The sequence below is a fragment of the Kibdelosporangium philippinense genome (assembly GCF_021390435.2).
Classification (GTDB): Bacteria; Actinomycetota; Actinomycetes; order Mycobacteriales; family Pseudonocardiaceae; genus Kibdelosporangium; species Kibdelosporangium philippinense.
The window spans coordinates 708,834-734,032 of record NZ_JAJVCN010000004.1; the positions used below are offsets into that span (position 1 = coordinate 708,834).

General features: G+C 64.5%; 27 protein-coding genes. 13 read left to right on the plus strand and 14 right to left on the minus strand.

Features of this window, described 5'->3' with window-relative positions; translation table 11 throughout:
• The first annotated feature begins 5 nt into the window (after window positions 1–5).
• From LWC34_RS46080 to LWC34_RS46090, 3 genes are all read left to right on the plus strand, one after another.
• A complete protein-coding gene (locus LWC34_RS46080) occupies window positions 6–266 on the plus strand; it encodes a molybdopterin cofactor-binding domain-containing protein (RefSeq protein ID WP_233731584.1) in 261 nt (86 codons plus the stop codon).
• 90 nt (window positions 267–356) lie between these two features.
• The gene (locus tag LWC34_RS57520; protein ID WP_284051889.1) at window positions 357–548 is read left to right on the plus strand and encodes a GMC oxidoreductase; all 192 of its coding nucleotides are present in this window, start codon (window positions 357–359) and stop codon (window positions 546–548) included.
• Between the two features lie 11 nt (window positions 549–559).
• The gene (locus tag LWC34_RS46090) at window positions 560–1,330 is read left to right on the plus strand and encodes a PIG-L deacetylase family protein (RefSeq protein ID WP_372496784.1); all 771 of its coding nucleotides are present in this window, start codon (window positions 560–562) and stop codon (window positions 1,328–1,330) included.
• A 45-nt stretch (window positions 1,331–1,375) separates the two neighbouring features.
• On the opposite strand, the gene LWC34_RS46095 is transcribed toward LWC34_RS46090, so the two are convergent.
• The 3 genes from LWC34_RS46095 to LWC34_RS46105 all read right to left on the minus strand — a co-directional run bounded on the left by LWC34_RS46095 (window position 1,376) and on the right by LWC34_RS46105 (window position 4,120).
• Entirely contained in the window at window positions 1,376–1,612 is a 237-nt protein-coding gene (locus LWC34_RS46095) for a hypothetical protein (RefSeq protein WP_233731586.1), read from the minus strand.
• Between the two features lie 189 nt (window positions 1,613–1,801).
• A complete protein-coding gene (locus tag LWC34_RS46100; protein ID WP_233731587.1) occupies window positions 1,802–3,001 on the minus strand; it encodes a hypothetical protein in 1,200 nt (399 codons plus the stop codon).
• Window positions 3,002–3,064: 63 nt separating this feature from the next.
• Window positions 3,065–4,120: a glycoside hydrolase family 76 protein gene (locus tag LWC34_RS46105; RefSeq protein ID WP_233731588.1), complete on the minus strand. Its 1,056-nt coding sequence runs from the start codon at window positions 4,118–4,120 to the stop codon at window positions 3,065–3,067.
• Window positions 4,121–4,581: 461 nt separating this feature from the next.
• Here LWC34_RS46105 and LWC34_RS46110 point away from each other — a divergent pair, with 461 nt between their 5' ends.
• Window positions 4,582–5,364 (plus strand): DUF4142 domain-containing protein, encoded by a 783-nt coding sequence (locus LWC34_RS46110; RefSeq protein ID WP_233731589.1) that lies wholly within the window; start codon window positions 4,582–4,584, stop codon window positions 5,362–5,364.
• 607 nt (window positions 5,365–5,971) lie between these two features.
• Here LWC34_RS46110 and LWC34_RS46115 read toward each other — a convergent pair.
• Window positions 5,972–6,400 carry a hypothetical protein gene (locus tag LWC34_RS46115; protein ID WP_233731590.1) on the minus strand — a complete coding sequence of 143 codons (429 nt, stop codon included), beginning with the start codon at window positions 6,398–6,400 and terminating at the stop codon, window positions 5,972–5,974.
• A 181-nt stretch (window positions 6,401–6,581) separates the two neighbouring features.
• On the opposite strand from LWC34_RS46115, the gene LWC34_RS46120 reads away from it, so the two are divergent.
• Entirely contained in the window at window positions 6,582–7,373 is a 792-nt protein-coding gene (locus LWC34_RS46120; protein ID WP_233731591.1) for an SAM-dependent methyltransferase, read from the plus strand.
• Here the strand turns inward: LWC34_RS46120 and LWC34_RS46125 are convergent.
• The 3 genes from LWC34_RS46125 to LWC34_RS46135 are packed head-to-tail and all read right to left on the minus strand — an operon-like array spanning window position 7,370 to window position 10,202.
• Entirely contained in the window at window positions 7,370–8,203 is an 834-nt protein-coding gene (locus tag LWC34_RS46125) for a DUF2705 family protein (protein WP_233731592.1), read from the minus strand. The two genes, LWC34_RS46120 and LWC34_RS46125, sit on opposite strands and share 4 nt — an antisense overlap.
• The gene (locus LWC34_RS46130; RefSeq protein ID WP_233731593.1) at window positions 8,203–9,105 is read right to left on the minus strand and encodes an ABC transporter ATP-binding protein; all 903 of its coding nucleotides are present in this window, start codon (window positions 9,103–9,105) and stop codon (window positions 8,203–8,205) included. Before LWC34_RS46130 ends, LWC34_RS46125 begins: the two co-directional genes overlap by 1 nt.
• Entirely contained in the window at window positions 9,102–10,202 is a 1,101-nt protein-coding gene (locus LWC34_RS46135; protein WP_233731594.1) for a hypothetical protein, read from the minus strand. The genes LWC34_RS46130 and LWC34_RS46135 overlap by 4 nt, the downstream gene beginning before the upstream one ends.
• A gap of 34 nt (window positions 10,203–10,236) precedes the next feature.
• On the opposite strand from LWC34_RS46135, the gene LWC34_RS46140 reads away from it, so the two are divergent.
• The gene (locus tag LWC34_RS46140) at window positions 10,237–11,013 is read left to right on the plus strand and encodes an alpha/beta fold hydrolase (protein ID WP_233731595.1); all 777 of its coding nucleotides are present in this window, start codon (window positions 10,237–10,239) and stop codon (window positions 11,011–11,013) included.
• Here LWC34_RS46140 and LWC34_RS46145 read toward each other — a convergent pair.
• Both LWC34_RS46145 and LWC34_RS46150 read right to left on the minus strand, forming a co-directional pair.
• On the minus strand, window positions 11,010–12,224 hold the full coding sequence (locus LWC34_RS46145; RefSeq protein ID WP_235731103.1) for a M14 family metallopeptidase: 1,215 nt from the start codon (window positions 12,222–12,224) through the stop codon (window positions 11,010–11,012). The genes LWC34_RS46140 and LWC34_RS46145 overlap by 4 nt on opposite strands.
• A gap of 138 nt (window positions 12,225–12,362) precedes the next feature.
• Window positions 12,363–13,691, minus strand: coding sequence for a PKD domain-containing protein (locus tag LWC34_RS46150; protein WP_233731596.1), 1,329 nt, complete (start codon window positions 13,689–13,691; stop codon window positions 12,363–12,365).
• A 303-nt stretch (window positions 13,692–13,994) separates the two neighbouring features.
• Between LWC34_RS46150 and LWC34_RS46155 the strand changes: the two genes are divergently transcribed.
• Window positions 13,995–14,348 carry a hypothetical protein gene (locus tag LWC34_RS46155; RefSeq protein ID WP_233731597.1) on the plus strand — a complete coding sequence of 118 codons (354 nt, stop codon included), beginning with the start codon at window positions 13,995–13,997 and terminating at the stop codon, window positions 14,346–14,348.
• Window positions 14,349–14,355: 7 nt separating this feature from the next.
• On the opposite strand, the gene LWC34_RS46160 is transcribed toward LWC34_RS46155, so the two are convergent.
• Both LWC34_RS46160 and LWC34_RS46165 read right to left on the minus strand, forming a co-directional pair.
• On the minus strand, window positions 14,356–15,081 hold the full coding sequence (locus LWC34_RS46160; protein ID WP_233731598.1) for an aspartate/glutamate racemase family protein: 726 nt from the start codon (window positions 15,079–15,081) through the stop codon (window positions 14,356–14,358).
• A complete protein-coding gene (locus LWC34_RS46165) occupies window positions 15,078–15,785 on the minus strand; it encodes a class I SAM-dependent methyltransferase (RefSeq protein ID WP_233731599.1) in 708 nt (235 codons plus the stop codon). The genes LWC34_RS46160 and LWC34_RS46165 overlap by 4 nt, the downstream gene beginning before the upstream one ends.
• 28 nt (window positions 15,786–15,813) lie before the next feature.
• On the opposite strand from LWC34_RS46165, the gene LWC34_RS46170 reads away from it, so the two are divergent.
• The gene (locus LWC34_RS46170; protein ID WP_284051890.1) at window positions 15,814–16,731 is read left to right on the plus strand and encodes an NAD(P)-dependent oxidoreductase; all 918 of its coding nucleotides are present in this window, start codon (window positions 15,814–15,816) and stop codon (window positions 16,729–16,731) included.
• On the opposite strand, the gene LWC34_RS46175 is transcribed toward LWC34_RS46170, so the two are convergent.
• A complete protein-coding gene (locus LWC34_RS46175) occupies window positions 16,702–17,694 on the minus strand; it encodes a TerC/Alx family metal homeostasis membrane protein (RefSeq protein ID WP_233731601.1) in 993 nt (330 codons plus the stop codon). The genes LWC34_RS46170 and LWC34_RS46175 overlap by 30 nt on opposite strands.
• A gap of 70 nt (window positions 17,695–17,764) precedes the next feature.
• Between LWC34_RS46175 and LWC34_RS46180 the strand changes: the two genes are divergently transcribed.
• On the plus strand, window positions 17,765–18,643 hold the full coding sequence (locus LWC34_RS46180; RefSeq protein ID WP_233731602.1) for a hypothetical protein: 879 nt from the start codon (window positions 17,765–17,767) through the stop codon (window positions 18,641–18,643).
• Between the two features lie 228 nt (window positions 18,644–18,871).
• Here the strand turns inward: LWC34_RS46180 and LWC34_RS46185 are convergent, their stop codons facing one another.
• On the minus strand, window positions 18,872–19,384 hold the full coding sequence (locus tag LWC34_RS46185; protein ID WP_233731603.1) for a ricin-type beta-trefoil lectin domain protein: 513 nt from the start codon (window positions 19,382–19,384) through the stop codon (window positions 18,872–18,874).
• 99 nt (window positions 19,385–19,483) lie between these two features.
• Window positions 19,484–20,086: a TetR/AcrR family transcriptional regulator gene (locus LWC34_RS46190; RefSeq protein ID WP_233731604.1), complete on the minus strand. Its 603-nt coding sequence runs from the start codon at window positions 20,084–20,086 to the stop codon at window positions 19,484–19,486.
• Window positions 20,087–20,183: 97 nt separating this feature from the next.
• Here LWC34_RS46190 and wzt point away from each other — a divergent pair, with 97 nt between their 5' ends.
• The 4 genes from wzt to LWC34_RS46210 all read left to right on the plus strand — a co-directional run bounded on the left by wzt (window position 20,184) and on the right by LWC34_RS46210 (window position 25,153).
• A complete protein-coding gene (wzt, locus tag LWC34_RS46195) occupies window positions 20,184–20,912 on the plus strand; it encodes a galactan export ABC transporter ATP-binding subunit Wzt/RfbE (RefSeq protein WP_443667762.1) in 729 nt (242 codons plus the stop codon).
• On the plus strand, window positions 20,909–21,772 hold the full coding sequence (gene wzm / locus LWC34_RS46200) for a galactan export ABC transporter permease subunit Wzm/RfbD (RefSeq protein ID WP_233731606.1): 864 nt from the start codon (window positions 20,909–20,911) through the stop codon (window positions 21,770–21,772). The genes wzt and wzm overlap by 4 nt, the downstream gene beginning before the upstream one ends.
• A gap of 232 nt (window positions 21,773–22,004) precedes the next feature.
• Window positions 22,005–22,979: a hypothetical protein gene (locus tag LWC34_RS46205; RefSeq protein ID WP_233731607.1), complete on the plus strand. Its 975-nt coding sequence runs from the start codon at window positions 22,005–22,007 to the stop codon at window positions 22,977–22,979.
• A 65-nt stretch (window positions 22,980–23,044) separates the two neighbouring features.
• Complete coding sequence (locus LWC34_RS46210; protein ID WP_233731608.1) at window positions 23,045–25,153, plus strand: AbfB domain-containing protein; 2,109 nt, start codon at window positions 23,045–23,047, stop codon at window positions 25,151–25,153.
• The last annotated feature ends 46 nt before the right edge of the window (window positions 25,154–25,199 follow it).

Consider the following 25,199-nt stretch of genomic DNA (forward strand, 5'->3'; position numbering starts at 1 on the left):
TGACAGTGTGGCTTTCCACCCAGGCGTCACAGGATGCCAGGGACCAGATCGCGGAAACCCTGCGGCTGCGGCTGTCGCAGGTTCACGTGATCACCCCGGATGTCGGCGGCGCGTTCGGGGCGAAGGTGCACGTCTATGACGACGAGTTGCTGGTCTGCCTCGCCGCCGTGCGCACCGGGCGTCCGGTGAAGTGGATCGAGGACCGCGAGGAGCACATGGTCGGTCGTTCCAGCGCGGGAGATTTGCCCCAGTATCACACGCGGTGATAGCGACCATTGCTCTCGTGATCGTCGCTGTCGTGGCCCGGTCTCCACGGACACGGCTCGATCCGCTGACTGTCCGCGATCGAGTCGGACTTGCGGCCCCAGTTCGGTGCCAAGGACATTCGTGAACACCACAACCGTACAATTGGGACATACTTTCATCCCGTAGGCACTGTACGAATGGGTGCCGTGGTGGACGCTGAGCTGCGGGTGCACGGCATCAACGCCACCGTCCTCGCCATCGCCGAGCGGGCGGCGGAGATCGTCCTAGGCGGCGGGCGCTGAAACGCGCAAAGATGGCGGACATGACATTGCCTGTCCTTCCCGAGGAGTCCTTTCAGCGTGTGCTCTGTGTCGTCGCGCATCCCGACGACATGGAGTACGGCACGTCCGCGGCCATCGCTCGCTGGACCGCGCGCGGTATCGAAGTCGGCTATCTCCTGCTCACGCGCGGCGAGGCAGGCATGCCGAACCCTCCAGAGGAGACGGCACGCTTGCGCGTCGCCGAGCAGCAGGCCGCCTGCGAAGCCGTTGGCGTCAAGCATCTGACTGTTCTCGAACATCCGGACGGTGTGCTCGTCTACGGCCTGGACCTGCGGCGGGACATCTGCCGGGAGATCCGCCGGTTCAAGCCTGACGTCGTGCTCGGCGGGAGTTTTGACATCGAGACACCGTTTGGGTTCGACCAGGCCGACCACCGCGCGGTCGGGCTCGCGACGCTCGACGCCTTGCGTGACGCGGGCAACCGGTGGGTCTTCCCGGAACAGATCGACGAAGAGGACCTCGAACCGCACTCTGTGCGCTGGTTCATCATTCCCAAGGCCGCCGGGTCCGGCGCGACCCACGGTGTCGAGGTCACCGGCGAACCGCTGCGCCGTGGGGTCGCCTCGCTCGAGGCCCACGCCGCCTATCTGGCCGCGCTGCCGAACCACCCCGCCCCCAAGGACTTCATCCCGATCCTCGCCGCGATGAACGGCAAGGCCATGGGGGTCAAGCACGCGGTCTTGTTCCGTGCACACGATCTACAGGCACCACCGGAGTTGCCCACCGAAGCCGACTTGGCCTGAGGCAGCAGCCCTTGGGATCATTCCCAAGGGCTGCTTGTGTTCTAGCTAACCGCGGTCGCACTTGGGCAGCCTGAACAGCACCTGAAGCACGACCGGGGTATCGTAGTAATGCCAACCGGTTGTGCCGCCGGGTTGCAGTGTCACCTCGGCGACGACGAAGTTGGTCTCACCCACGCTCTGTTGCGAGATCACGGTGATGGACATGCCTGACCCGGGTGTCGCGGACGCCGCCGTCGTGAGCGAACCCACGGCGGCGATGGTGGCGGCGAACACCGCGATCACCCTGAGGATTGTGGACAACATCACTCCTGTTCCGTTGCGCTGGAAGGGTGCTGGTCGCAGTCAGCCCGACCATCCACCGCAACGGCCAGCGATGCACCATGCGAAAACAGTGAACCCCGGTAGTCCGGTGCGCTGGATGGTCCAGACAACGGTTGAGTTCTGCGCCGATCAATGTCGCGACGTCACGGATCACGTCACGCATCTTGCGGACGTAGTTGTCCCTTGCCCGCGTGACGATGTCGTTCGCTTCGTCGGGCATGCCGAACAGCTTGTCCTTGACCCACTTGAAGGCGCCCCATGGCGACATCGGTGAGCCGTAGAGGTCCGCTTTGTACTTCCGCGTTCCTTCGCGGTCTTCTTGCCGCCGCCCACTTTCTGCCCGGTTCGCACGCGTTGTGCGCTCATCGCGCCCATCGCTGCGGCGCCGAATTGTTTGGCGGCGGCGGTGGATTCGCGGAGTTGTGCGGTTTCGCTCTTGCGGAGTTGGCCGGGCGCCGTGTCTGAGTGCTGTTCGGCGGTCTTCTTCTCCGTCAACGCCTTGTTGAACGTGGGTTCGTTGGACTTCTGCAGCTGGGTCTCGGTGACCTGGGCGTCCGCCATCTGCTGGTTGACTCGGGCAGGCCCGGCGGACATGTCGGTCGCCGACGCCGGGAGTTTGTCCGGTACGGCGTTCGCTGGGTTGGGCGTCGCGGGTCTGCCGGGCGGGCGGTCCGGCGTCATCGGGACGACGGTTTTGATCTCCGCTTTCGACGTGTCCGGGGGAGCCGCGGTGGTGGTGGCGATCTGCTCGGCCGAGTCCTGCTTGCCTTCGCCGACCCGGTGCTGGACGTCGTTCTTGACTTCCTGTGGCTTGGTCGAGTCGGGGAAGTTGTCGGCGTCCTCCAGGGTTTTCGGTGCGTTGTCCCTGATCGCCTGCTCGACCGCCGCGATGAACGCGTCCTGGTCGAACTGCTTGGGCTCCGCCTTCTCCATCTTCTCGGAGTTCGCGGTCTTGCCCTGCGCCACCTCGTCGTCCTTGGGCGGACGTGCCGCGCCCTGCGCCGAATCCGCCTCCGCTCGGGCAGGCGGGTGTGAACGTGCGACGTTGCGCTTCTTGCGTTGCACGTCCTTCTTCAGCGACGCGAACTTCGGGTCTGCGGCAGGCCCTTGACGTTTGGCCGCTGCCCCCACGGCGCCGTTGCCTACTTGATCCTGTGCCGCGGCTGGCGCGCCTTGGAGCGGTTTCGTCCCGGTTTTGAACGCGGCCAAGGCTTGCGCGTTCGACGCCGGAAGACGGCCTGGCGTGCCACGGTGATCGCGCGGCTTGGGCCGGTCCTGTGGTTTCGCCGCAGGCGTCGTCGTGGACACCGCAGGCCGTTGCTGCAGGGCCCGTATTGGGGGCGGTGGCACTGGTTGAGGGTGGCAAGACAAGCGTGTCCCGAGCGTCACCGGCCCGTCGCGCCATCAGGTGCCTTACAAGGCGGCAGCCGCATTCAGGGCGTCCTGGGCAGAGCTCTGCCTTGCGGCGTCAGCGGAGTCGAACGGGCCGGTCCAGACCAGGCCGAGTTGGTTGGCGGAGTTCCTGTTGTGCTCCCAGATGGATGTGGCGTTGAGCCGGATGAAGTCCGCATACCGCGGGCGTGGCGAGAACTTGTTGAGGTAGCCCAAGTTTCGCATGAAGACACCCTTGAACTGCGGGCCATCCGCGCCACAGATCGCGGGTTCGCAAGGCTCACGCAGAATCCCGTTTGGATACACGATGGTTGTGATGGCGGCGTTGGCGATCCGGTGCGCTGTCTGCAGTAGTTCGGGATCCCGGGTCAATGCTGCGAGGTCGGTCAGCGCGCCGAGGATGACGCCTTGGTTGTACGTCCACGTCGGTCTGCCGTTGTTCTTGCACGAGTCGTCAAGGCCGTCGTTCACCAGACCGGCTGAGTTGATCATGCCGCTTGCCGCGAACCACTTCCAGCCTTTACGCGCCCAGTCCAGATACTCCTTGCTGGCCGTGCCCTTCGTACGGGCGGCGAGTCGTGCCGCGACTGAGATGAAAAGCTCGTTGGGAATCGCGTTCTTGTACGTTCGTTCTTTGCTCCACCAGATTCCGCCGCCGCAGACTTCGTCCCAGCCGGTTGTCATGTCGCCGAAGACTGAGCGGGCGACGGTTAGGTATCTGTTGTCTTTGGTCAGGTCGTATGCGTTGATCCAAGCTAGTGCCCACCATCCTTCGTCGTCGTAGTAGCTGTTGAAGAAGCCGCCTTCGATGTTGCGTTCGTAGGTGATTGCGGCGTGCCGGGCGCCTATGTCGAGTCGCTGCTGGCGGGAAAGGTCGATTTCGGCGTTGAACGCGTTGGCCGCGTTCCACCAGTTTGTTGTGTTGTATAGGCCGGTCTGGGGGTTGTACCAGCTGGCGAGGACCGTTCCGCTTGTTCGCGCCCAGTGGTCGTAGCGGTCTGGCTTTGCTGTGGCGACACCGGAGGCGAAGACCAGTCCGACGAGGGCGAGGACGACTGCTCTGCAGAGAGTGATCACACGATCGAGTGAATCAGGGAGGGATTACCCTGGATACCGATGTTGGAGTGAGCAATTCACCGAATTGTCCCGGTTGGGTACGGTTGTCCGTGCGGGCTCTCCCGCAGGGCTCGGCCTGCCTCGCCTGGCAACGATGTCGCCAGGTGGTGATCGCTGCAAGGTCGTCCGGCTTGTGCGTGTCGATTGCTTGACGCTGTGCGCCAAGGACTGTCGGCGGTCATCTGATCCACGGCTGGGCCGAAAGCTGATCGTAGCCGCTGGTTACCGCTGTCCAACGGGTTCCAGTGATGCCGATATCACGCTGGGTGTTCGTGATCTTGGTCTGGCCGCGGTTGAACCCGTCGGCCAGCTGGCTCGTATCCTCCGGTGAACACATGAACCAGGTCTGGCAGGGACCCAGTACGCCATGCGGATGTCCACAATGGAGTCAGCGAGGCTTGGAGCGGCAGGGAGAGGGTGCGGTGAAACGGTCACTCGCGTCGTTGTTTTTGGTGTTGGTCACGCTGTTCACAGCTGGTCAGACGGTCGCGTCCGCACAACAGGGCAACCCACCGCTCAGCCCGCTCGACGCGGAACTGCTCACCAAGGTCAAGCTGGCCGGGCTCTGGGAGATCCCGTCCGGCCAGATGGCGCAGGACCGCTCGGCCGACCCCAGGGTGCAAGAAGTCGGCCGCACGCTGGTGAGCGATCACACGATGCTCGACGACGTGACCAACCAGCTCGCGGCGCAGTACGGACACCCGTTGCCGCAGGTGCCGAACGACTCGCAGAAGAGCTGGCTCACCGAGATGGCCTCGGCGACGGGGGCGGAGTTCGAGAAGGTCTGGGCGATGCGCTTGCGTGCCGCGCACGGCATGATCTTCCCGCTGATCGCGCAGGTTCGAGCGGAGACGCAGGATCCGGTGATCCGCGACTACGCGACAACCGCGAACACGGTCGTGATGAAGCACATGACGATCCTGGAAAGCACCAACAACGTCGACTACGAGAAGCTGGCCGACGCGACCGGCCTGACAATGAACTCGGACTCCGAAGGCACGGGTCTGATCATCGCGGTCACCCTGCTGCCCCTGCTGGTAGGAGTCGCGATTTTCCTGCTGTGGATGGCCACCGGCCGCAAGCGCCGGATGCGGCAGCCAGTGTCCGAGTACTCCGAGTATGACGACGACGATGACGACGACCGCGGCCGAAACCAGAATCGTCGCGATGGCGGCGGCGAAAAGCGAAGCCGCTTGTTCGTGTGACCGGGTTGGATGCCGTGAAGGTCTTCTCACCTTCGCGGCATCCGACGCCAATGCCAGGAACTTAACCAAGTCCACGTGGGCTGCTTTCGAGCATTTCAGGGTCCACTATGGACAAAGAGTCGCCTCTTCAGTCACCTGCGTCACAGTAGCCCCATCTATCACGGAATGCGATGCCGCGAAGGCCACCTTGACTGCACTCAACGCGCTCAACTCGGCCCTCACACCCTCCAACGCCGCGCCCGTGCCACGGCAGCCGGTCCCCAGCGTCGACCTACCCGTGCCAACTACAGATACTCGCAGGTCAACGGACCGAACCTGTCTCAGTCTCGACTAAACTCCGAACTTTAAGTTCCTGGCATTGGCATCTGACGCGTCAGGGGAGGCCTTCGCGCGTCTAGGGCGTGTTTCAAATGCCCGATCGCGATAGCCAGGCCGGATGCGGCCCCTGACGCCACCGCGGCAACGCCCAAAGACAACCAGTATTCGCGGCGTCACCGCGGCGTCGCCAGGAACCACCCCGATCCTGCCTCTCATCGACCGGGACATTCGAAACACGCCCTAATGCCGATGGCCCTGCCACGCCGGTGGGTCAAAGATCTTGTCCGGGTCACTCGGCGGTGAGTTCTTCGAGTTGTTCGGCGGCGGTGCGGTTTCCTGCGGCGGCAAGGCGGCGGAGTTCGTCGAGGTCGTGGCGTTCGGTGGCGAGTTCGATGAGTTGGTCCGCTGCGTCGCTGTGGCCTGCCGCGGCGAGTTGGCGGAGTTCGTCGAGGTCTTGGCGTTCGGTGGCGAGTTCGATGAGTTGGTCTGCTGCGTCGCTGTGGCCCGCCGCGGCTAGCCGCCGCAGCTCGTCGAGGTCCTCTAGTTCTGTGGCCACTTGGATCAACTGGTCCACCGCGTCGCTGTGGCCAGCGGCGGCGAGTTGGCGGAGTTCGTCGAGGTCTTGGCGTTCTCCGGCAAGTTCGATCAGCTCGTCGGCCGCGTCTTTGTCACCTTCGTTCGCTCTGCGGCGCAGGTCGGACAATTCTGAATCGGTCATCTTGATCCCCTTCGAGTTCGGCTCCTATGTCATCGCGAACCTAAGACCCTGATCAGCCCCGCGCAAAAGCGCGCAAGGGGCAAAGTGGGTAAGTCCGAATGGCGTAGATGGGCAGACTTCCGACCGCTCACCGATTCATGCTGGGTGTATTCGGCGGAGATCACGTAGGTTCGGTCTCGCCATGAACACGTACCAGGCGAGCATCACCCGCGTGCACGACGCGATGCTCGGCGGCACGGACCACTATGCCGCCGACAAGGCGGTTCGTGATCGTTTGGTTGCCATCGATCCGGACTTTCCTCTTGCCGCGCGGGAAACCAGGGCTTTCTTGTCGCGTGCGGTCCGTTATCTGGTCGGCGAGGCCGGGTTGACGCAGTTGCTGGACTGCGGGCTCGCGCTTCCTCTTGTTGATGACACTCATCGGGTGGCGCACCTGGTCAACCCGGAATGTGTTGTTGTCTACGTATCCGTTGACCAATTCGCGTTGACGCATGCGAGGCGGTTGTTGGACGACAACGATCGGGCGCACGTGTCGGAAGTGAACCTCAGCCATGCCTACCGGGTGCTTTCCGACCCGATCGTCACGAAGTATCTGGATTTCACCAAGCCACTCGGTCTCCTTCAGGTTCTTTCGCTGCATCACGTGCCCGACCACGACGACCCTTGGCTGACGATGCAGCGATACGTCGACGCCCTCGCGCCGGGTTCGCACGTCGTGCTGATCCATTTCCTCGACCCCGGCGAAGGCCACGAACTCGCGGACACGATGGCCAAGGTCAGCGAGGTCTACCGGGCCGGTGTCGGCACTGGCTGGCCCCGGAGCGCTGAGCGGATCCGTGACCTGCTGCCCGGCCTTGACCTGCTGGAACCTGGCCTGGTCCCGGTCGGCGACTGGCGCCCGGACGCCCCGAGGACCGGTCCGCTCGGCGCGATGCAACGTCTGGTGATGGGCGCGGTCGCGCGTAAGCCCTAGCTTGTGATGTCCTTGGTGGCGAAGTTCGCCCATGCCGCCGCGAACAACAGTCCGATGTAGACCAGCTGGAGAGTCACGCCGCTTTCGATGTTCCGCCACAGAATCGGGTCACGGAAGAAGTCGATCCAGGACAGCCAGTAGTGTGTCGGCAGGTAGGGCTTGATCACGGTAGCCGCTTCGAGGGCCTCAAGGACCGAACTGGTCACCAGAACCGCCAGCGCACCCAGCGCCGCGCCAAGCGCCGAAGAGGTAAGCGTGGACAGAAAAAGCGCGATGGAACCGAAACCCAGCATCGACAGCACGATGTAGCCGACCGCGCCAGCCATCCGCAGCGCGACATCGACCGGCTCAAGTGAGGCGCCGGACAGCGAAGTCACCGCGGCGCCCGTTTGCCCGCCGATGGCCTCCGCACCCGTGCCGAACAAACTGGTTCCGATCAGGTACGAACTCAGCACAACCAGCACCACAGCGCCGAGCACGAAAGCTGCCAACGCGATCAGCTTGGCCAGCAACAACTTCGTCCGTCCAACAGGCCGGACGAGCAAGTATCGCAACGTTCCCGTGGACGCCTCGCCAGCGATCGAGTCGCCAGCGATGACCGCGACCGCAAGCGGCAGGAACACGGGCAGCACCAGAGCCAACGCGGCCGCGGGATACAGCGAACCATTCGTCAACACAGCCGACAGGAACGCGGAACCCTGCCCCGGTGGTGGCGCGATGTCTGTGGTAGCAAGGAAAACAGCCACGATCGCGGGCAAGCCGCAGAGCAACGCGACGCTGAGCCAGACCCTCGGCCGCAGGATCAGCTTGTGCAACTCGACTGTGATCATCACGCGGTCCCGTCGACTCGGTCGGCGCCGGGGCCGGTCGCGGCGAGCACGACCTGCTCGAGTGACGGGCGTTCGGCGGTGATCGATGACACCCGCACGCCGCTGCCGACGAGCCATGCGTTGAGCTCGGCCGAGTCGGCGTGCCGGATGAACAGCCGCGGTCCGTCGCGGTCGTCCAGCTGTCCGTTCAGCATTCCGGCGATCTTGTCCGCGTCCGGGCTTTCCACCACGACCCGTCCGGTCGGTGCCCGCAGTGCGGCCAACTCCTCCTGTAGCACCAGTTTGCCATGATCGACCACGCCGACCTTGGTGCACAGCTGTTCCACTTCGGACAGCAGGTGACTTGACAGGAAAACCGTTGTGCCCGATTCGTTCAGCGCGGTCAGCAGCTCGCGGATCTCACGGATCCCTTGCGGGTCAAGGCCGTTGGTCGGCTCGTCAAGGATGAGGAGCCGAGGTTGACGCAACAGCGCGGCGGCAAGACCGAGCCGCTGGCGCATGCCGAGCGAGTACGTCTTCACCGGCCGTGCATCCACCGAAGCCAGCCCGACCTGCTCAAGGACTTCCTCGATCCGGGCTTTCCGGGTCCGGCGGGCTCCGCCAGAACCGGCCCGGTCCAGCAGCGTGAGGTTGCGGCGGCCGGACAGGTGCGGATACGCGGCAGGCCCCTCGATCATCGAGCCGATCTGCGGCAGCACGTGCGCTGGGGTTTTCGAGCCGAGTACGGAGATTTCGCCGCTGGTCGGGTAGACCAGCCCGAGCAGCATGCGTACCAAGGTCGTCTTGCCTGACCCGTTCGGCCCGAGAAAGCCGTATCGGTCGCCGTCCTGGACGTCCAGGTCGACCGAATTGACCGCGACGATCGACCCGAAGCGCTTGGTCAGCGCCTTCGTGGTGATCACTGCGGGCCCCGCCGTAACGTCGCCAACTCGGCTCCTGCCTGCTCAAGCACCTTCGGAGAAACCAGACCAGCGAGCAGGTACGCCCGCCGTCCCGTGGTTGACCGGACCACAGCAAGCGACAGCGGAGGTATTTCGAGGTGAACCCCGGTGCCGACGGTCCGCGCGCCCGCATTGCTCGCCGCGTTCAACGCCGAGTTCGCGACGTCACGCGGCAGCTGCAGGACAACGAAAGACGACAAGCCCGTTCCGTACACGACAGCGATCCCGGCGAGGTCGGTCATGCGCAGCTCACGGCCGGCGAGCCGGGCAGGCGGCCGGACCACGCCGAACCGCCCAAGCGCCGCTTCGATGTCGGACGAGTCGACGCTGCCGGTGCCGACGTCAGGCGCCAAATTGGGCCGGAGCACCTCGTCGGCCGGAGGCGTCAGGCTGACTTCACGGAACTGGGTGATCAGCATCGGCTCGGCCGCGTTCTTGGCGGTCAGCTCCACGCGTAACGGCAGGCCACTGGTCGGATCGGCCCAGATATCCACATGCCCGATGGTCGTGTCCGGGTCGGTGGGGGTTAGCCGCAGGCCCGCTGCGGAGATTCCGGCGACTCGCTGGGACGGGATGCTGCTGATCGCGTCTCCCGGTGCCGCGCTGAGGATCCTGCGAGCCAGCTCGGGTGGCAGAAGATCGCCTGCTCTCGGCAAGCGGACCGGCACCTCGCCGAACAACTCGGTCGCCCGGTTGTCGCCGGAGTTGTACGTCAGCTCGCCATCAGCCGTCCGGTACACGTCCGTTTCGCCGGTCGCGGTCACCACGTCGAACCGTTCGCGGGAAGGAGCGGCGTACCAGGTGCGGATCCGGGTCGTGCCAGTCAGCAGAGACGTGACGCTGGCGAGTTTGGGCAGTTCAGGGATGGGCAACCGGCCGCTGCTCTCGGCGAAACCCTGGTGCGGCACATTCGCTGAGCGCATCACCAGGTCCCGCAATCGCTGCGGATCCAGCTCGCCCGTGCTCGCGGGCAGGGTGTCGCGGACGAACGGGACCGCGACCCCGAGCGCTGTCAACGCCGCGACCACCAGCCAGCGTCCATGTTTCGGCAGTCCCACCCCTCTTACGATCCACGCTCGACATGATGTGAGTGTGAACGCGAAGCAGTGGTGGCTCGGGTTGAGCAGTCGGCGGCGGCGCCTGCTGGCCAGTTCGGCCGTACTCCTTGTTCTGCTCGCCTGCTGGATCGCGATCCCACGGCTGCTCGATCGTCGAGCTGGCACCGACCGCTCGAAACTGGGCACAGTGCTGCTGATTCCCGGCTACGGCGGCAACCAGGGCTCGTTGCAGGCGCTCGCTGGCCTGATCCGGTCGACCGGGCGCGAAGCCGTTGTGCTGACGTTGCCCGGAGATGGAACGGGTGACCTGCGAGAACAGGTTTCCGTGCTCGAACGCGAGGTCGAGGCCGCGTACGAACGTGGCACGCCGTCCGTGGACCTGATCGGATACTCCGCTGGCGGCGTGGTCGCGCGGCTATGGGCGGCACGCTCGGAACCCCAAGCACGGCGTGTGGTGACGCTCGGATCGCCGCTACACGGAACGCGCCTCGCGACCGGCGGCAGCGCGCTCGCGCCGGACGCGTGCCCTGTCGCGTGCCAGCAACTCGCGGCCGGTAGCTCGCTGTTGCAGTCGTTCGCCCAGCAGCCCGTGCCAGTGCCGTGGATGTCGATCTGGACCGAACTGGACCAAACCGTCATTCCGCCGGAGTCGGCCAGAGTGGACGGCGCTGTCAACGTGTCCCTGCAGTCGATCTGCCCGGCTGCCCAGACCACGCATTCCCAACTGCCCGCCGATCCACTGGTGACCAAGCTGGTACTGCGCGCGATCTCCTTGGATCCGTTGGCCCCGCCCACTCCGTCCGACTGTTAGCAGGTCTGGCCGATCACCCGCTTCGGGCAGTCGGAGTGATCCAGAAGGTGCAGCACGGCCGCACGGTTGCGGGTGGTCTCCCGCGTGATCACCTCGTCTGGAGGGTAGAAGCCCGGGTTGCCGCTGGTCGGGTACATCTCGAAGGTGTACGAGTAGATCCGCTGCGAACCCCACAGGTAGTCACGGATCCCGCCATCGGTGATGTACAGGTCCGAGGCTTGCTGTGGCGTGTAACCGTTTGTCTGCGCCATTTGCTGGCCAAGCCTTGCGTGCGTGTCGTACTCGGCCTGCGTCATGCCAGGTGCGGTGTTGGCGGTGGTGTAGCCGTACGGCCACATGATCAGTTCGCCATAGGTGTGGAAGTCGATCGCGGTGGTGATCTGCTGGCGTCCGCCGACCACCCGGCTACGAACGAAGTTGGCCACGGTCCGTACCTCGGGAGCGGATTCCGCCGCGGCGCCACGGTATGTCTCGCTGCTCGGACTGCCTGAAGAGCCGCCGCAGCAACCCCACTGGTAGGCCCAGTTGCGGTTGGTGTCGGTACCGATGGCTGACGAGCCCGTGTTCGGTTGACGGTTCTTACGCCAACTGCGATACGAGCCAGTGGCGATGTCGTACTCGCCACCATCCGGGTTGACGTCCGGGACCAGCCAGATTTCCCGGCTGTCGACAAGGCCACGGATGCGGCTGTCGCTGGCGTAGCTGTCGGTGAACAAGTTGATGAGGTACAACGCCATCTCGACCGTCAGATGCTCACGGGCGTGCTGATGGTGGGTGAACAACACCTCCGGCTCGGCCTCGTCGGTCGCGACGTTGTCGGAGATCTTCACCGCCCAGATCTCCCGGCCTTGATACGACTGCCCGATCACCCGTTTGCTGATCAAAGTCGGGTGGTCGGCCAGCGCCTTGTTGATCTCCGCGGTCATCTCCGCGTAGTTGTGGTAGCCGGAGTCGGCAGGCGGGAAGTCCGGCGGGGCCGCGTCGTGCGAGCCGTGTGGATCGAGCAGATCCTGTTGCTGCACTTGATAACCGAGGGCCTGGATGTGACGGACCTCGCTCGTGGTCGCGGTGATGTTCAACCCGCCGTGCTCGGCTCCGTTGACGGCGGCACCGGTGCGGGCGATCTGGTTACGCTGCGCCAGAGTCCTGACGTTCTCGACGCGGTACTCGGCTGATGTTTCAGGCTGCGACTGGGCTTGGGCCACGGGCATCGTTGTTGTGGCCACGGCGACGAGCACGCTGGCCACAAGCGAGAAACGTGGTCGGTTCACGCTCCAACCTCCTGCAGGGGGAGGAATATTCAGCTGTCCGGACGATGTTCGCAGCGGCATCGGCCAGCTGACAACCCGTCAAAAGCAGGCCATGGGCCGGACTTTCGTGGCTAACGAGATCGCCTCGTTGTCCAGTTGCAGTGCGTCCTGGACCGGATAAGTCAGTTGGGCCACGGCACGGAACGTCACCTTGCCCGCGACAGCGTCCTCCGGAGTGAACGTGTAGGAGAAGGGGAACCGCACGGTGTTGTCGGGGTGTGCGGGCACCTCGATGGTGAGTTCACCAACGTCTGTCCACGACGACCCACTGTTCTTGTGCAGCTTGACTGTTACCCGCTCGGCGTACCGCGTGTTGGCCACGTGCACCCTGATCTGTTTGCTGACGCCGGCACGCGCTTTGTCCGGAACCTCGAACCGCTCTATGGACACGTCGTGCGTTTTCACCGTGATCTCGCGGGACACCGTGCCGGTGCGACCGTCAGGGGACGCGGCGCGCAGCGTGACTTTGTAGACGCCGTCAGCGGTGTAGCGGTGTTCGACGGCTCCAGTCGTACGTGGCGCCGTCGTGCCATCGCCGAAGTCCCACTCGCCGCTCAACGGCCGGTCGATCGCCTGCCACGACGTGGGTTCGAATCTGACTTTGTCGTAGATCGTCGCCTCGGACGAAGTGTAGATCTGCGGCTGCAGCGCAGGAGCTTCGTCGAAGGTGAACCGCACCGAATCGCCATGCCGTGAAACGACCCGGAAGTAGTAGGTGGTATCGGGATTCGCGCGGAACACAGCGGGACCGTCGCCTTGGGGCCGATGGCAGGTCGTCTCACGCAACTCCGGCAGCGAGTTCCTTGTGTACACGGCGACAACGGAGTGCAAGCTGTCGCCTTCGATCCGTGCGGTCAGCGACCTCGCCTGTCCAGACGTGGTGTACGAATACCAGACCGACGGCTGGTGCTCGTCAGCCTCGACCGAAGCCGTTGTCAGGTCAGGGTTCTGTGTGAACGGCCGCGCGGTGATGCGTTCGGCGGCAGCGAAGTTGTCGTTCGCCGCCGGTGCGATTGTGTTCACCGCGAACGACAACTGGCCGCCGACTGAACCGCGGAACCCGCTGACCATGAAGTGGTACGTCACTCCGGCTGTCGCGCGCAACAACCCGCTCTCGGCCGCTGTGTAGCTGAACCAGACGCTGTTGTCATGGTTGTAGCCATCGCACCCATAGGGATCGTCGGGCGCCTTGCTCGCTTCGCTTGTGTCCTGCTGCACGGTGTACGGCAAGGCCGTGATCGCCGTCGAGTTGTCGAAGTCGTCGTTGGACGGTGGTTTCGCGTGGGCCACTCCAGGCACCAACACCACAGCCATTACGACAGCCGCTGTGGTGATCAGAGAGCGCGCGAAGGCGCGAGCCGACAACATCCATCTTCCCCCTTAGAAACTGCTCCTCGGCAGTGGAATCGTGCGCAACGTGACCGATTCGTTCCAAGTTGCGCCATCTGTCGTGTTCCAGTTGACGTGCATTCCACAAAGGACACAAGTTCCCGGTGGGCGGGACGCTGTGGCGAAGAAGGGTGGTCTGGAGGACGATGAAGTAGCGCCTTGGGGACTTCAACCGCTGAAGCCGCGCTGTTGCCGTTCTGAAACCACGTTACGTGATCATGGTTTGCGGAAGTGTGCAGCCCATAACTGCGGGATGGGCGTCAACAAGGAGGAAGAACCCAAGTGCTTCGATCGATGAAGCGGGCAGCCGTGCTCGGCGTAATCGCGGCGAGCGTGCTGGCAATGGCACCGGCCGCGTCGGGGTCCGTCCCCACCGGCAGGACGTGCAAGAAGGAACCGATCTGCGAGATCGAGATTGACATCTTCCCCGGCGGGACGTTGTCCATCGACGCCGACGCGCACGGAACCGGCCGGGCCAGCTGGGCTGTGGACCACGGTATGCAGCCGGTCTGCTCGACGGGCTTCGACGCCGCCGCGCCCCCGCAGTCCTGGGTCTGCCACAACGTGCCTGCCGGTCACCTCCGGGCAGTGGTCAGCGGTGGAAGCAACCCGTTGAACATCGGCTTGCGCTGGTAAATGTCCGCTATGGACGTTGACCGCCACGCCAGGTAGGAAGTGCGCGTCTGCCCACGGAAACCTCGAAGGCGGCTTTGGCCAGCAGCCGCGTCGAGTCCAACGTGGGCAACGGCGAGACATCGGGGGTGACAAGGAGCGGGATCTCGGTACACACCAGCGCGACCGCGTCGCATCCTCGGTCACGCAACCCTTCGATCACGCGAACGTACTCCGCTCGCGCGGAATCGGTGAACACCCCGTTGACCAATTCGTCGAAGATGATGGTGTTGACGCGATCCCGCTCTGCCTCGGGCGGTACCTCAGCCTGGATCCCGTGCGCCCCAAGGGCGCGCGGGTAGAGCGTGCTGTCCATGGTGTATTTCGTTGCCAGCACTCCAACTCGGCGCCTGCCGTCGAGTGCGGCTCGTTCGGCAACGACCTCGGCGATGTGCAGACCGGGCAGTTCGAAGCCCTCGCCGGGGGCTTCGAGCGCGAGATGTGCGGTGTTGTCGGGGCAGGCGAAGAAGTCCGCCCCGGCAGCAGCCAGCCTGCGCACGCTGATCGCCAGCGTCGCGCGGATCGGCGAATAGTCTTCGGCGTCCCACGCCGGCATGCTGTGGCCCATCGCGATGCAGTCGAGCGTGACGTCCGGGTGCTGGTGCGCGCCGAGTTCGCGGGCGCCTTCGTTGGCGAACGTGCGCAGGCACAACGCCGCCCCTTCGACGCTGTGCGCGAGGATTCCGAAATGCTTCATCGGCGGGCGGACGCGTAGAGGCCAACCGAAGGCAGTGTCCCGGCGGCGATGCGACGTTCCTCAAACCGCCGGATGGCATCGAGGACGCCGGAAGCCCCCGCTGGCACGTTCCAGGTGCCACCGCGGCCGTCAACCAAGCGCCACAACATAGCTGTGGCCACCGTGGTCAAATCCGAGCCGACGCGGTTGAGGGCGTCGATCATGGTTGAGCCGCGGTGGAGGTGGTTGTGGCCTTCGATCCATGCGTCGAGCAGGTCACGGGCGGGGGTTTCGGCGTCGAGCAGGCCAGCCGCGACCAGCAGGGCACGATTGTCGTAGACGAAGTCGGCGGCTGCCTCATCCACGCGCTCCCACGCGAATTCCTCGATGATGATCTGTCCATTCGGGGCAAGCAGGGTGGCTGCGTGGGCCAGCGTGGCATCCAGGTCCTCGGCGTGGTGCAGAGATCGGGTGAACAGCACGACGTCGTACTCGCCGGAGATGTCGTTGACGTCGGCGTGGATGGCGGACACGCCGCGTTCGCTGGCCGCGGCGACCATCTCAGCGTTGCGGTCCACCCCAGTGACTTCGTAGCCCAGGTCGGCAAGGGCAGCGGCCAATGCGCCGCGACCGCAGCCAGCTTCGAGGATGCGTGCCGGAAGCGCCGGGAGCAGCGGCTTGAGGTGGGCGAGGGTATGGGGGACGGCAAGGGCGCTCAGATCCATTCGGCAACCCTATGACGCATGCTGTGGCATGAGCGACGGATTTCATCAGAGGAGGGCACGAATGGCGTCGGTCGGGGTGGTGGGTGTCGGCAGGATCGGTGCTCCGCTGGTGGCGCGTCTGGTCGCGGCCGGTCACGACGTGGTCGCGACGGACATTCGTCCCGAATGTCGTGCTCTGGTTGAAGAATCAGGTGCTCAGTGGGCGCCGGACGCCACAAAGGTCACGGCCAAGGTCGTCTTCACGGTAATGCCCGGAAACCAGGAGCTGCACGACCTTGCCGGAGACCTTCTGTCGCATATGGACGAAGGCAGCGTCTGGATCGACCTGACGAGCGCCTCGCTGGAACTCGGCGAGGAGTGCGCCCGAGCAGCCAGGGAGAACGGAGTCGCATACCTGGACGCTCCGATTGGCGGTGGCGTAGCGGCAATGCAAGAAGGCACGGTCACCCTGTACGTGGGCGGAGATCCGGCCGTGCTGGAGGCGAATACCCCGGTCCTGACCTCGTTCGCCAAGGCGGTCCACCACGCGGGTGCGTCCGGAATGGGCTACCTGACCAAACTGTTGATCAACCTTCTGTGGTTCGGACACGCAACCCTGACAACCGAGGTTTTGCTACTCGCGCAACGTCACGGGCAGTCCCCGGATCGGATGCGGCACCTTCTCCGAGGCAGCGCCGGTGACAGTGCCTACGTGCAACACCACCTGCCCGCGTTGCTACAGGGTGACTACCTTCGCGACTTCGGGCTTGACCGGTGCGTCGAAGAGTTGGACTCGATCGAACGAACCGCCAGTCAAGCCCGCACACCTCACCCGCTCACGTCCGTCATCGCCGAACTGCACCGGGCAGCCCTCGATCGCTATGGCCCGGTCGATGGGGAACTGATGGCGTCCGCGTTGCTCGAAGAACAGGCCCAGCTATTTCTCCGGCCGGTTCGCCCGGAGTGAGCCTGGGTGGGCTTTGGCCGATGGGTCACGCCTGGTTTTGATCAGGCTGGCCACGGTCACGATCACCAGGATTCCGATGATCACGCCGAGGCTGACCGGCGTCGAGACTTCCGGCACCCGCTCGTCGATGTCCACATGCGCCCAGTGCAGGATCAGTTTCACGCCGATGAACGCCAGGATCACCGAAAGCCCGGCCGAGAGGTACACCAGCCGGTCGAGCAGGCCTTTCACAAGGAAGAACAACGCCCGCAGGCCAAGAAGGGCGAAAGCGTTTGCGGCGAAGACGATGTAAGGCTCCTCGGTCACGCCGAACACCGCGGGAATGGAGTCGAGCGCGAACAGCAGATCCACGCCGCCGATCGCCACCAGCACGACGAACAGCGGCGTGGCCAGCCTGCGCCCGTCGACGCGGGTGAAGATCTTGCTGCCGACGTATTCGTCAGTGACCGGCACGACCCGGCGTGCCGTGTTCACGATGATGTTGTTCTCGATGTCCGGATCCTCGTTGCGGTGCCGGAACAACTGCACCGCCGTGTAGATCAGCAGCAGGCCGAACAACAGGAACATGAACGAGAACAGCGCGAGCAACGTGGCGCCGAGTGCGATGAAGATCCCGCGCATCACCAGTGCGAGCACGATGCCGAACGTGAGCACCCTGTGCTGGTGCTCCTCCGGCACCGCGAACGTGGTCATGATGATGACGAAGACGAAGAGATTGTCCACCGACAGGCTCTTCTCCACGATGTAACCGGCGAAGTACTCCGCACCGGCTCCACCGCCGTACACGGCGGCGAACCACACGCCGAAGGCGATCGCGACCAGGACGTAGAACACCGACCACAGGCTCGCTTCACGGAACCCGACCCGATGCGGCCGCACGGTTGCCAGCACCAGATCGACCGCGAGCAACACCAGGATCAGGGCAATGGTGAGGACCCATGTCAGTCCGCTGATCTCAAGCACAGTGGGCAACGGTAATCGAGAAGTGGTCCAGACGCCTGGCGGACGCGATCGACCTCGTATCGTTCGGATCGTGAAGCATCAGTTGGCGCCATCGCCATCGCCAGCGCTGGAGAAGGCATTCCCATGGCGTTCCCCGCGCGATCCCATGAACCGGGTGTACGAACCATTCGCCGACGCCAACGGCAAGGTCCATCCGATGGTCATTGCCCGCGCGGACGAGATCACCGCCAAGATGCTGCGGAACAAGGCGACGCTCAAGGCGATAGCCAGGGATCCCGACGACCACCGGCTGCCTGACACCGTGACCAACAAGCAACTCGAGGCCGTGTGGCCGGTGCTCGAAGCGTCGGTCACGACCGAGATCAAGCGGTTGACCCGCGGTCAAGCACTGAAGTCGCCGCCGGTGCGGATCGCCAGGGTGGAGCCCGAACACGTTCCCGAACACGAAAAGGTGCTTGTTGGCCAATGGGGACTGTTCCTCGCCAAGTGGCCACCGAACCGGTTAACCAGCCGTCGGCCGTCCCTCCTCAACGGACAGATCCTCGGCATGTACATGGGTGCTGTGCTTGACGACCCCGATGACCTCTACGACTGGGAGAACACCTACGAGCGGTACCCGGCGTACGCGTTGGGGCTCGGCACGGACACCAGATACGAAAGCCTGATGGGCGCCGAAGGAGCGGCCAATGCCGCCGTCTTCGCCAACACGGCCACCAAGCTCGTCCCTCGGCGTAACGGTTTCGGGCAGGAATTCGCCATCGACGATGAACGGGTCAACGCGCTGTTCATCGAGTTCCTCGTCCGGCTGCCGCTGCCCGGCGGCGGCTTCAGGTCGCAACTCATCGGTGCCGTGGTCGCACTGGAGAACGCCTTCGACCAAGAGGCCAACCCGTACGGTCTTGTCCTCGTCAGTTACGGCGACACGTATCTGCCGAACCTGAACTCCTGACATCACGTGGGCTGCCGGCGTCGACGAACCCGTGTGTCCGTTCGGCCAGTGCTTCGATCTTGACGTCGGCGGCGAGCGGCATTCGCCTGTGTGCACCGAAAGGATTTCCGCGCGGCCTGCGGTGTTCGGCACTCCAATGTGGATCTCAGCCTCGAACCGGTCCGGTTCGATGATCAGTCCCACGCCACCGACGGTAGGTCGGCGGCGTGGGGCCCTCTCAGAAGGTATCTAGACCTTGCGCCAGCTCACCCGGTTGGTGTCCGGTGGATCGCAGTAGGTCGTGGTCATCCGGCCAGTGTCCGAAGGCGACATCGCGCTCAGGCACAGTTGGCTGCCGCCGATGATCCGTGGCACCTTCGGCCGCCAAGTCCATTCGTTGCCACGGGGGACAAGCGACCACCAAAGCCGCTCGTTGGCCGGGTCGCAGGGCACCAGTTGCACAACCCTGTCCGCTGGCGGAGGCTCGGCGTGCACGCCATCGGCGTTGCGCAGGCACTGGTAGACGCTTTCCAGCATCCAGTAACCGTTGCCGAGGTCGCGCTGAGTCCACTGTTGAAACCAGTTGTCCGGGTTGCACGGAGCCTGGGTCGCGATGGACACCTTGAGCTGCTTGTCGAATGTCCCGTCGAGACACAAGTCGGTGACAACGCTGCGCCACGAGTTGGTCTCGTCTGCTGCCTCGGCCGTGCCGCCGCTGGCGAGTAGGAGCGCGGCAACGCCCACTGTCGCGAGGAATCGCATGGTTTCGCCTCCCGTTGGAACCCCTCGCCTGATGGTGCTGTGGCGTGTTCCTGATTGCCAGGGAGCAGACTCCTAGTGGGCCCGGGTGAGTTTCCCGTCCTAAGAGGACTTCAGGTACGTCATGGTCATCTCGGTGGTCGCATCCGCCCAGGCAGGCCAGGTCAGGCCGTCTGGCCACGAATGGCAGGTGGCGGCGCGGTGCACGCATGAGCCGATGATTGTGCGGGCGGCGAACTGGGCGGCCTCACGGGTGATGTCGTCCAGGTAAGGGTCGGCGGCTGCCAACACGGCCTGCTGGATGGTTTCCAGGGCTTGCAGGCCGCGTTCGAGGCCTTGCGCCGATTGGCCGTTGAGTAGTTGGGGGAAGGCGCGGGTGTAGCCGGAGAACGTGTGGGCCATGGCGTGGGTGAAGGCGCTGAATATGCCGTGGAGCCCGGCTGGGGCCGCGTGGAGTGCGTCGGTGACGCCGGTTTCCAGCTGTTCGAGCAGGTGGTGTTTGACGGCGCTGATCAGCTGTTCTTTGCCGGTGAAGCGGCGGTAGATCGCGCCGACCGACACGCCTGCGTGCTCGGCGACCGAGGCGATGGTGAATTCGTCGATGCCGCCGGTGTTCAGCACGTGTTCAGCCGCCGTCAGCACCTTTTGCAGGGATTCCTGGCTGCGGGCCTGCTGCGGGGGACGAAAGCCGGGCTGAGCGCTCACCCGGGGTACGGTACCGGCCGGGCAAATGCGAATGATAATTTCGGTTCGCATACGATCCGGTGGCGAGAGTGAGTGACAGCGCGTGGTCAATATCGAGGTGTGCGGGGCATACGTCGACTTCCCGGTCTTCGACGCCAGGACGCGATCGTTGAAGAAGGAGGTGCTCGGCAAGGTCGGCGGCACGATTGGCACAGGTGCGAAGGTCCCGATCATCGAGGCGTTGCACGACATCACGCTCTCGGTGGCCGAGGGTGACCGGGTGGCGCTGGTCGGGCACAACGGGGCAGGCAAGTCGACGTTGTTACGCCTGCTCGCGGGCATCTACGAACCCACACGCGGGACTGCGAGGGTTGACGGCAAGGTCGCGCCGGTTTTCGACCTGGGTGTCGGGATGGATCCGGAGGTCTCCGGTTACGAGAACATCATGGTCCGCGGGCTGTTCCTCGGCATGTGCCGCAAGCAGATGCACAAGCGCGCCAACGACATCGCGGAGTTCACCGAACTCGGCGACTTCCTGCACATGCCGATGCGGACGTACTCCGCGGGTATGCGGGTGCGGCTGGCGCTCGGCGTGGTCACCACGATCAACCCTGAGATCCTGATCCTCGACGAAGGACTTGGCGCGGTCGACGCGGCCTTCATCGCCAAGGCACGGCGGCGAATGGTGGAGTTGGTCAACCGGTCCGGGCTGCTGATGTTCGCCTCGCACTCCGACGAACTCCTGCTGGAGCTGTGCACCACAGCCATCTGGATGGACGAAGGCAGAATCCGGATGAGCGGCGGCGTGCACGAGGTGCTCGCCGCGTACAAAGGCGTGAGCGCGTGAACACGTTCAGCCGCGCGTTCGATGACATCAGAGAAGGTTTCGGCCAGCGAGGGCTGTGGAGTCAGCTGGGCTGGCAGGACATCAAGCAGCGCTACCGGCGTTCGGTGATCGGCCCGTTCTGGATCACGATCAGCCAGGGGATCATCGCGCTCGGCCTCGGCGTGCTGTATTCGACGCTGTGGGACCTGCACGTTGCCACGTTTCTGCCGTACATCGCGGCTGGGTTCATCGTCTGGGGCTTCATCAGCAACTGCTTGATCGAGGGTATGGAGACCTTCATCGTCAACGAAGGCCTGATCAAGCAGATCCGCGCGCCCTTGACGGTGTACGCGCTGCGTACGGTGTGGCGTCAGACATTGATGTTCGCGCACAACCTGATCGTTGTCGTCGTTGTCGTCGCGATCTTCTACTCGAGCCTGGATCATCCGTATGGCCTGCGAAACGGTATCTGTGAAGCGGGCAGCATCTGCCATCCCGGGCTTGGCTGGTACTCGCTGACCGCGATCCCCGCGTTCCTGCTGCTGGCGTTCAACGCGTGGTGGGTGACGTTGCTGCTCGGCATCATCTCGACGCGCTACCGCGACATCCCGCAGGTGATCAACGCGCTGATCCAGTTGCTGTTCTACATGACCCCGATCGTGTGGCCGATCGACCAGTTGCACGGTATCCGCTCGGAACTGGTGTCGATCGTGCAGCTGAATCCCTTGTACCACTTCGTACAGATCCTGCGCGGGCCACTGATTGGGCAGGCGGTGAACCCGTTGAACTGGGTGGTTGTCGTCGGCGTCACCGTGGTCGGCTGGCTGCTGGCGTTCGTCGCCATGCGCGGCTACCGCGCTCGCGTGTCCTATTGGGTGTGAGGCAGGAAGGAGTTTGCCTGCTGCATTTGGTGTAATTCGTCACGCGTCCATGACAGCGTCTGAGAAGTTCTTGTGCGGCGAGCACCCTGTGGGTTAACGTCCGTCCGGAACTGAGCCGGGGGGCTCTGTGATTCTGGGGGGATCAAGGGTGAGACGTGCCCTAGTTTGTGCTGCCTGCATTGTGGCGTCTTTCGCTGTGGCAGCACCGGTTGTTGCCTATGCGGGACCGTCCGTGACGATCCAGGCGCAACAGCCGTCGGACGACTGGATTTGGGTGCGGTATCTGGCCAGCGCGCATCCGTACAGCACTGTGCGGACTGCAGCCTGGTCAGCGTTGGTGAGCAGCAACCCGGACGCGGCGATCGCCGCGTTCCTGGAGTCCGGATTCGACTATGCGGTCGAACGCGCGCAGCAGCGTCGGGTACGCAATATGGACTTCATCCGCAGGGTCTACGAGACCACCACTGTGGAGTATTCGCCCGAAATCCACAACGAGGCCCAGCGGCTGTTGGGTCCGAATGCGACGGACGCTGAGCGTGAGGCGTTCGTGCGTACGGGTTATGAGGCCGCGCGATCGCGTGATCGGGTGTATCGCGACGAGATCGGTGCGCAGAAGCAAGCACTTGTTCAGCGCGACCGGGATTTTGTCCGGAACCTGTCCACGAACGACCCCGGGGAGCAGGTCCGCCTGTCGGCAGCCCACGCCGTGCGTCTGGGTGCGACGGATGACGACTTGGTCGAGTTTTTCGCCTACGGCTGGGCAACCGGGTCGCGGTTGGATCTTGAGGTTTTCCGGATGCGGCACGCGAACGACAACATGAAGTGGCGCAGCACGATCACCCGTCTGATCGCAGATGCCGAGGCTGCTGAGAACGCCGCTCGTGAGGCGTCGGAGGAGACCAAGCAGCAGGCCAAGGATGCTGCGGCGCGTGCGTGGCAGCAGGTGGGCACGCAGACGGAACCGGCCCGGTCGGGGTGGACGCAGGCGCAGGATGTCGCGGTGCGTCAGGCGGAGAACTGGCGGGCTGTGTTGGCCGCGGCGCAGGCTGCGATGGGTCCGAACTGGGAGTCGATCATCGATCCGGCGCGTTCGTCGGAGACCGCGTGGCTGGCCGAGCGTGACTCGGCGTCGCAGCAGGCGGCGTACTGGAATGCGTTGCTGCAGCAGGCAATTGACGCGGAACAGCGCGTCAAGAACATCAACTGACATATCTGTGACCGGCCTTCGCCAGTAGGTGGCGATCGCTTTGCCATGCCCAGAAAAGGAAAGTAATGCGAAGAACAACTGTCCCTGGTAGACGTTTAGCCCGCGGTCTTGCCGCCGTCGCGGTGGTCACTGGCCTGATGGCGCCGGTTGCCGCGCACGCGGCACCGTCTGACATTCCGGCAGCGGCAGGCAACCCTGCCAGCGCGCTGGCGATTCCGCAGGTCGCGGCGGACCCGGCGGCGACCGCGGTTCCTGAGTCCACTGAGGTGGAGAAGGTTCGCGCGGTCCGCGCGATCGAGGTCGGCGAGGCGACCGACGAGTGGTTGATGTTGTCGGACAAGAACTTCGTGTTCCGGGTCTTCGACAAGATCAACGCGGACAAGTACCCGCTGACCAAGGCCGAGGCCTACCGCGTCTACAAGATCGTGGTGGAGAAGGCGGACGCACCGGACGCGACCGCGTTCATCCGTACCAGCATTCACGACTTCGTTGACCGTGACCACCTTGAGTACGCCCGCCGCCAGGAAGAAGCCCGCCTGGCCCGCGAGGCTCGGCAGAAGGCCGCCGCCTTCGCTGAGATCCCAGCGGATGCGGCGATGCTGGACGGCAACGACCAGAACTTCGTGTACCAGGTGTGGCGCCGCTCCACCGGCCCGAAGGTCAAAGACGGCGCCATGACCGCGTGGGGCGGCGACTCCGCCGCATGGAAGAAGTTCATCGGCACGGACATCTTCACGCTGCACATCGCCGACCAGCGGGACGCGATCGAGAAGGCCAAGCAGGAAAGCGAAGAAGCGGCCAGGATCCTGGCGGCCAAGCAGGCCAAGAAGAACGCCGCCGCGGTGCTGGGCATTGTCGTGCCGGACGGCTGGCTTGTGCTGTCGGACGACAACTTCATCCGCCAGTTGCTGACCACGGCTGAATTGGCTGACCCGCGCCACATTGAGGTCCGCAACGCCGCCGAGGCCGCGCTGCGCAGCAGCAATCCGGCGGACTGGAAAGCCTTCATCGACACCGGCCTGAAGGCCGCCGATGACCGGGATGCCGCACGGGAGAAGGCGATCCGCGAGGAAGCCGACCGTAAGAAGGTCCGGGACATCCGGGCAAAGGCCGAGGTCAGCCTGGTCCGTCCGCGTCTGGTCGCCGCCGCGAACGCGGCACTGGCCGGGACCCCGGCCGACGTGACGAAGTTCCTGACCGAGACCCAGTACAACGTGCAGACTCAGTCGATCATGGCCACCACGGCCGCGACCGCCGCGAAGGGCTGGTACGTGCGTGCTGGCGGCGGTGACGCGTTCATCACCCCAGGTGTGCAGAGCGGCACGGTCGCTGACGCTCCCTTGGGCGAGGCCAGCTGGAAGGTCGTTCCGGGTCTGGCGGACGAGAACTGCTTCTCCCTCGAGTCCGCCACGCATGCCGGTAGCTTCGTGCGTCACCAGGACTACCGGGTGAAGCTGCACGCCAACGACGGCACCGACGCGTTCAAGGCCTCCGCCACCTGGTGTGCCAAGGCAGGCCTGGAAGGCGCCGGTGTGGCGCTGGAGTCCAAGAACGTGCCCGGCCGTTTCATGCGGCACATCAACTCGGAGATCTGGCTGGCCAACGACAGCGGCCAGTTCGCATGGGACACCCCCACGCTGTACAAGCCGGACGCCACCTGGAACATCGTCGACCCCGACCCGCTGATCAGCACCCACATCCAGCTGCGCTGGCTCAACGAAAGCGCACTGCGCACGATCGTTGGCGCCCCCAAGGCCCCTGAGGTCCTGGTTGACGGCATCCGGTACCGCGAGTACGCCAACAACGCCCGCATCTACTGGGGCAAGGACACCGGCGTGCGCAGCATCACCGGCGAGGCGCTGACCAAGTTCCTTGCCTCCGGCGCGCACAAGATGCGGATGCCGGTCATCGACACCACCCCCACCCCGGACAAGAAGGGGACCTACACCCACTTCTTCAACGGGCTGTCGATCTACTGGACCCCCGAGACGGGTGCGCACCTGGTCTACGGCGCGATCCGGGACCGTTGGCAGGCAATGGACTGGGAGCGTTCGTACCTCGGCTACCCGAAGACGGACGAGGAGCAGGTCGGAAACCTGCGCCGCAGCACCTTCCAGGGCGGCTACATCTACCACGACCCGGCGACCGGCAGGACCTGGGACACCAAGTTCTGACCGATCGTCTGACACAAGGGGCCCGGCACCACGAAAAGCCTCGTGA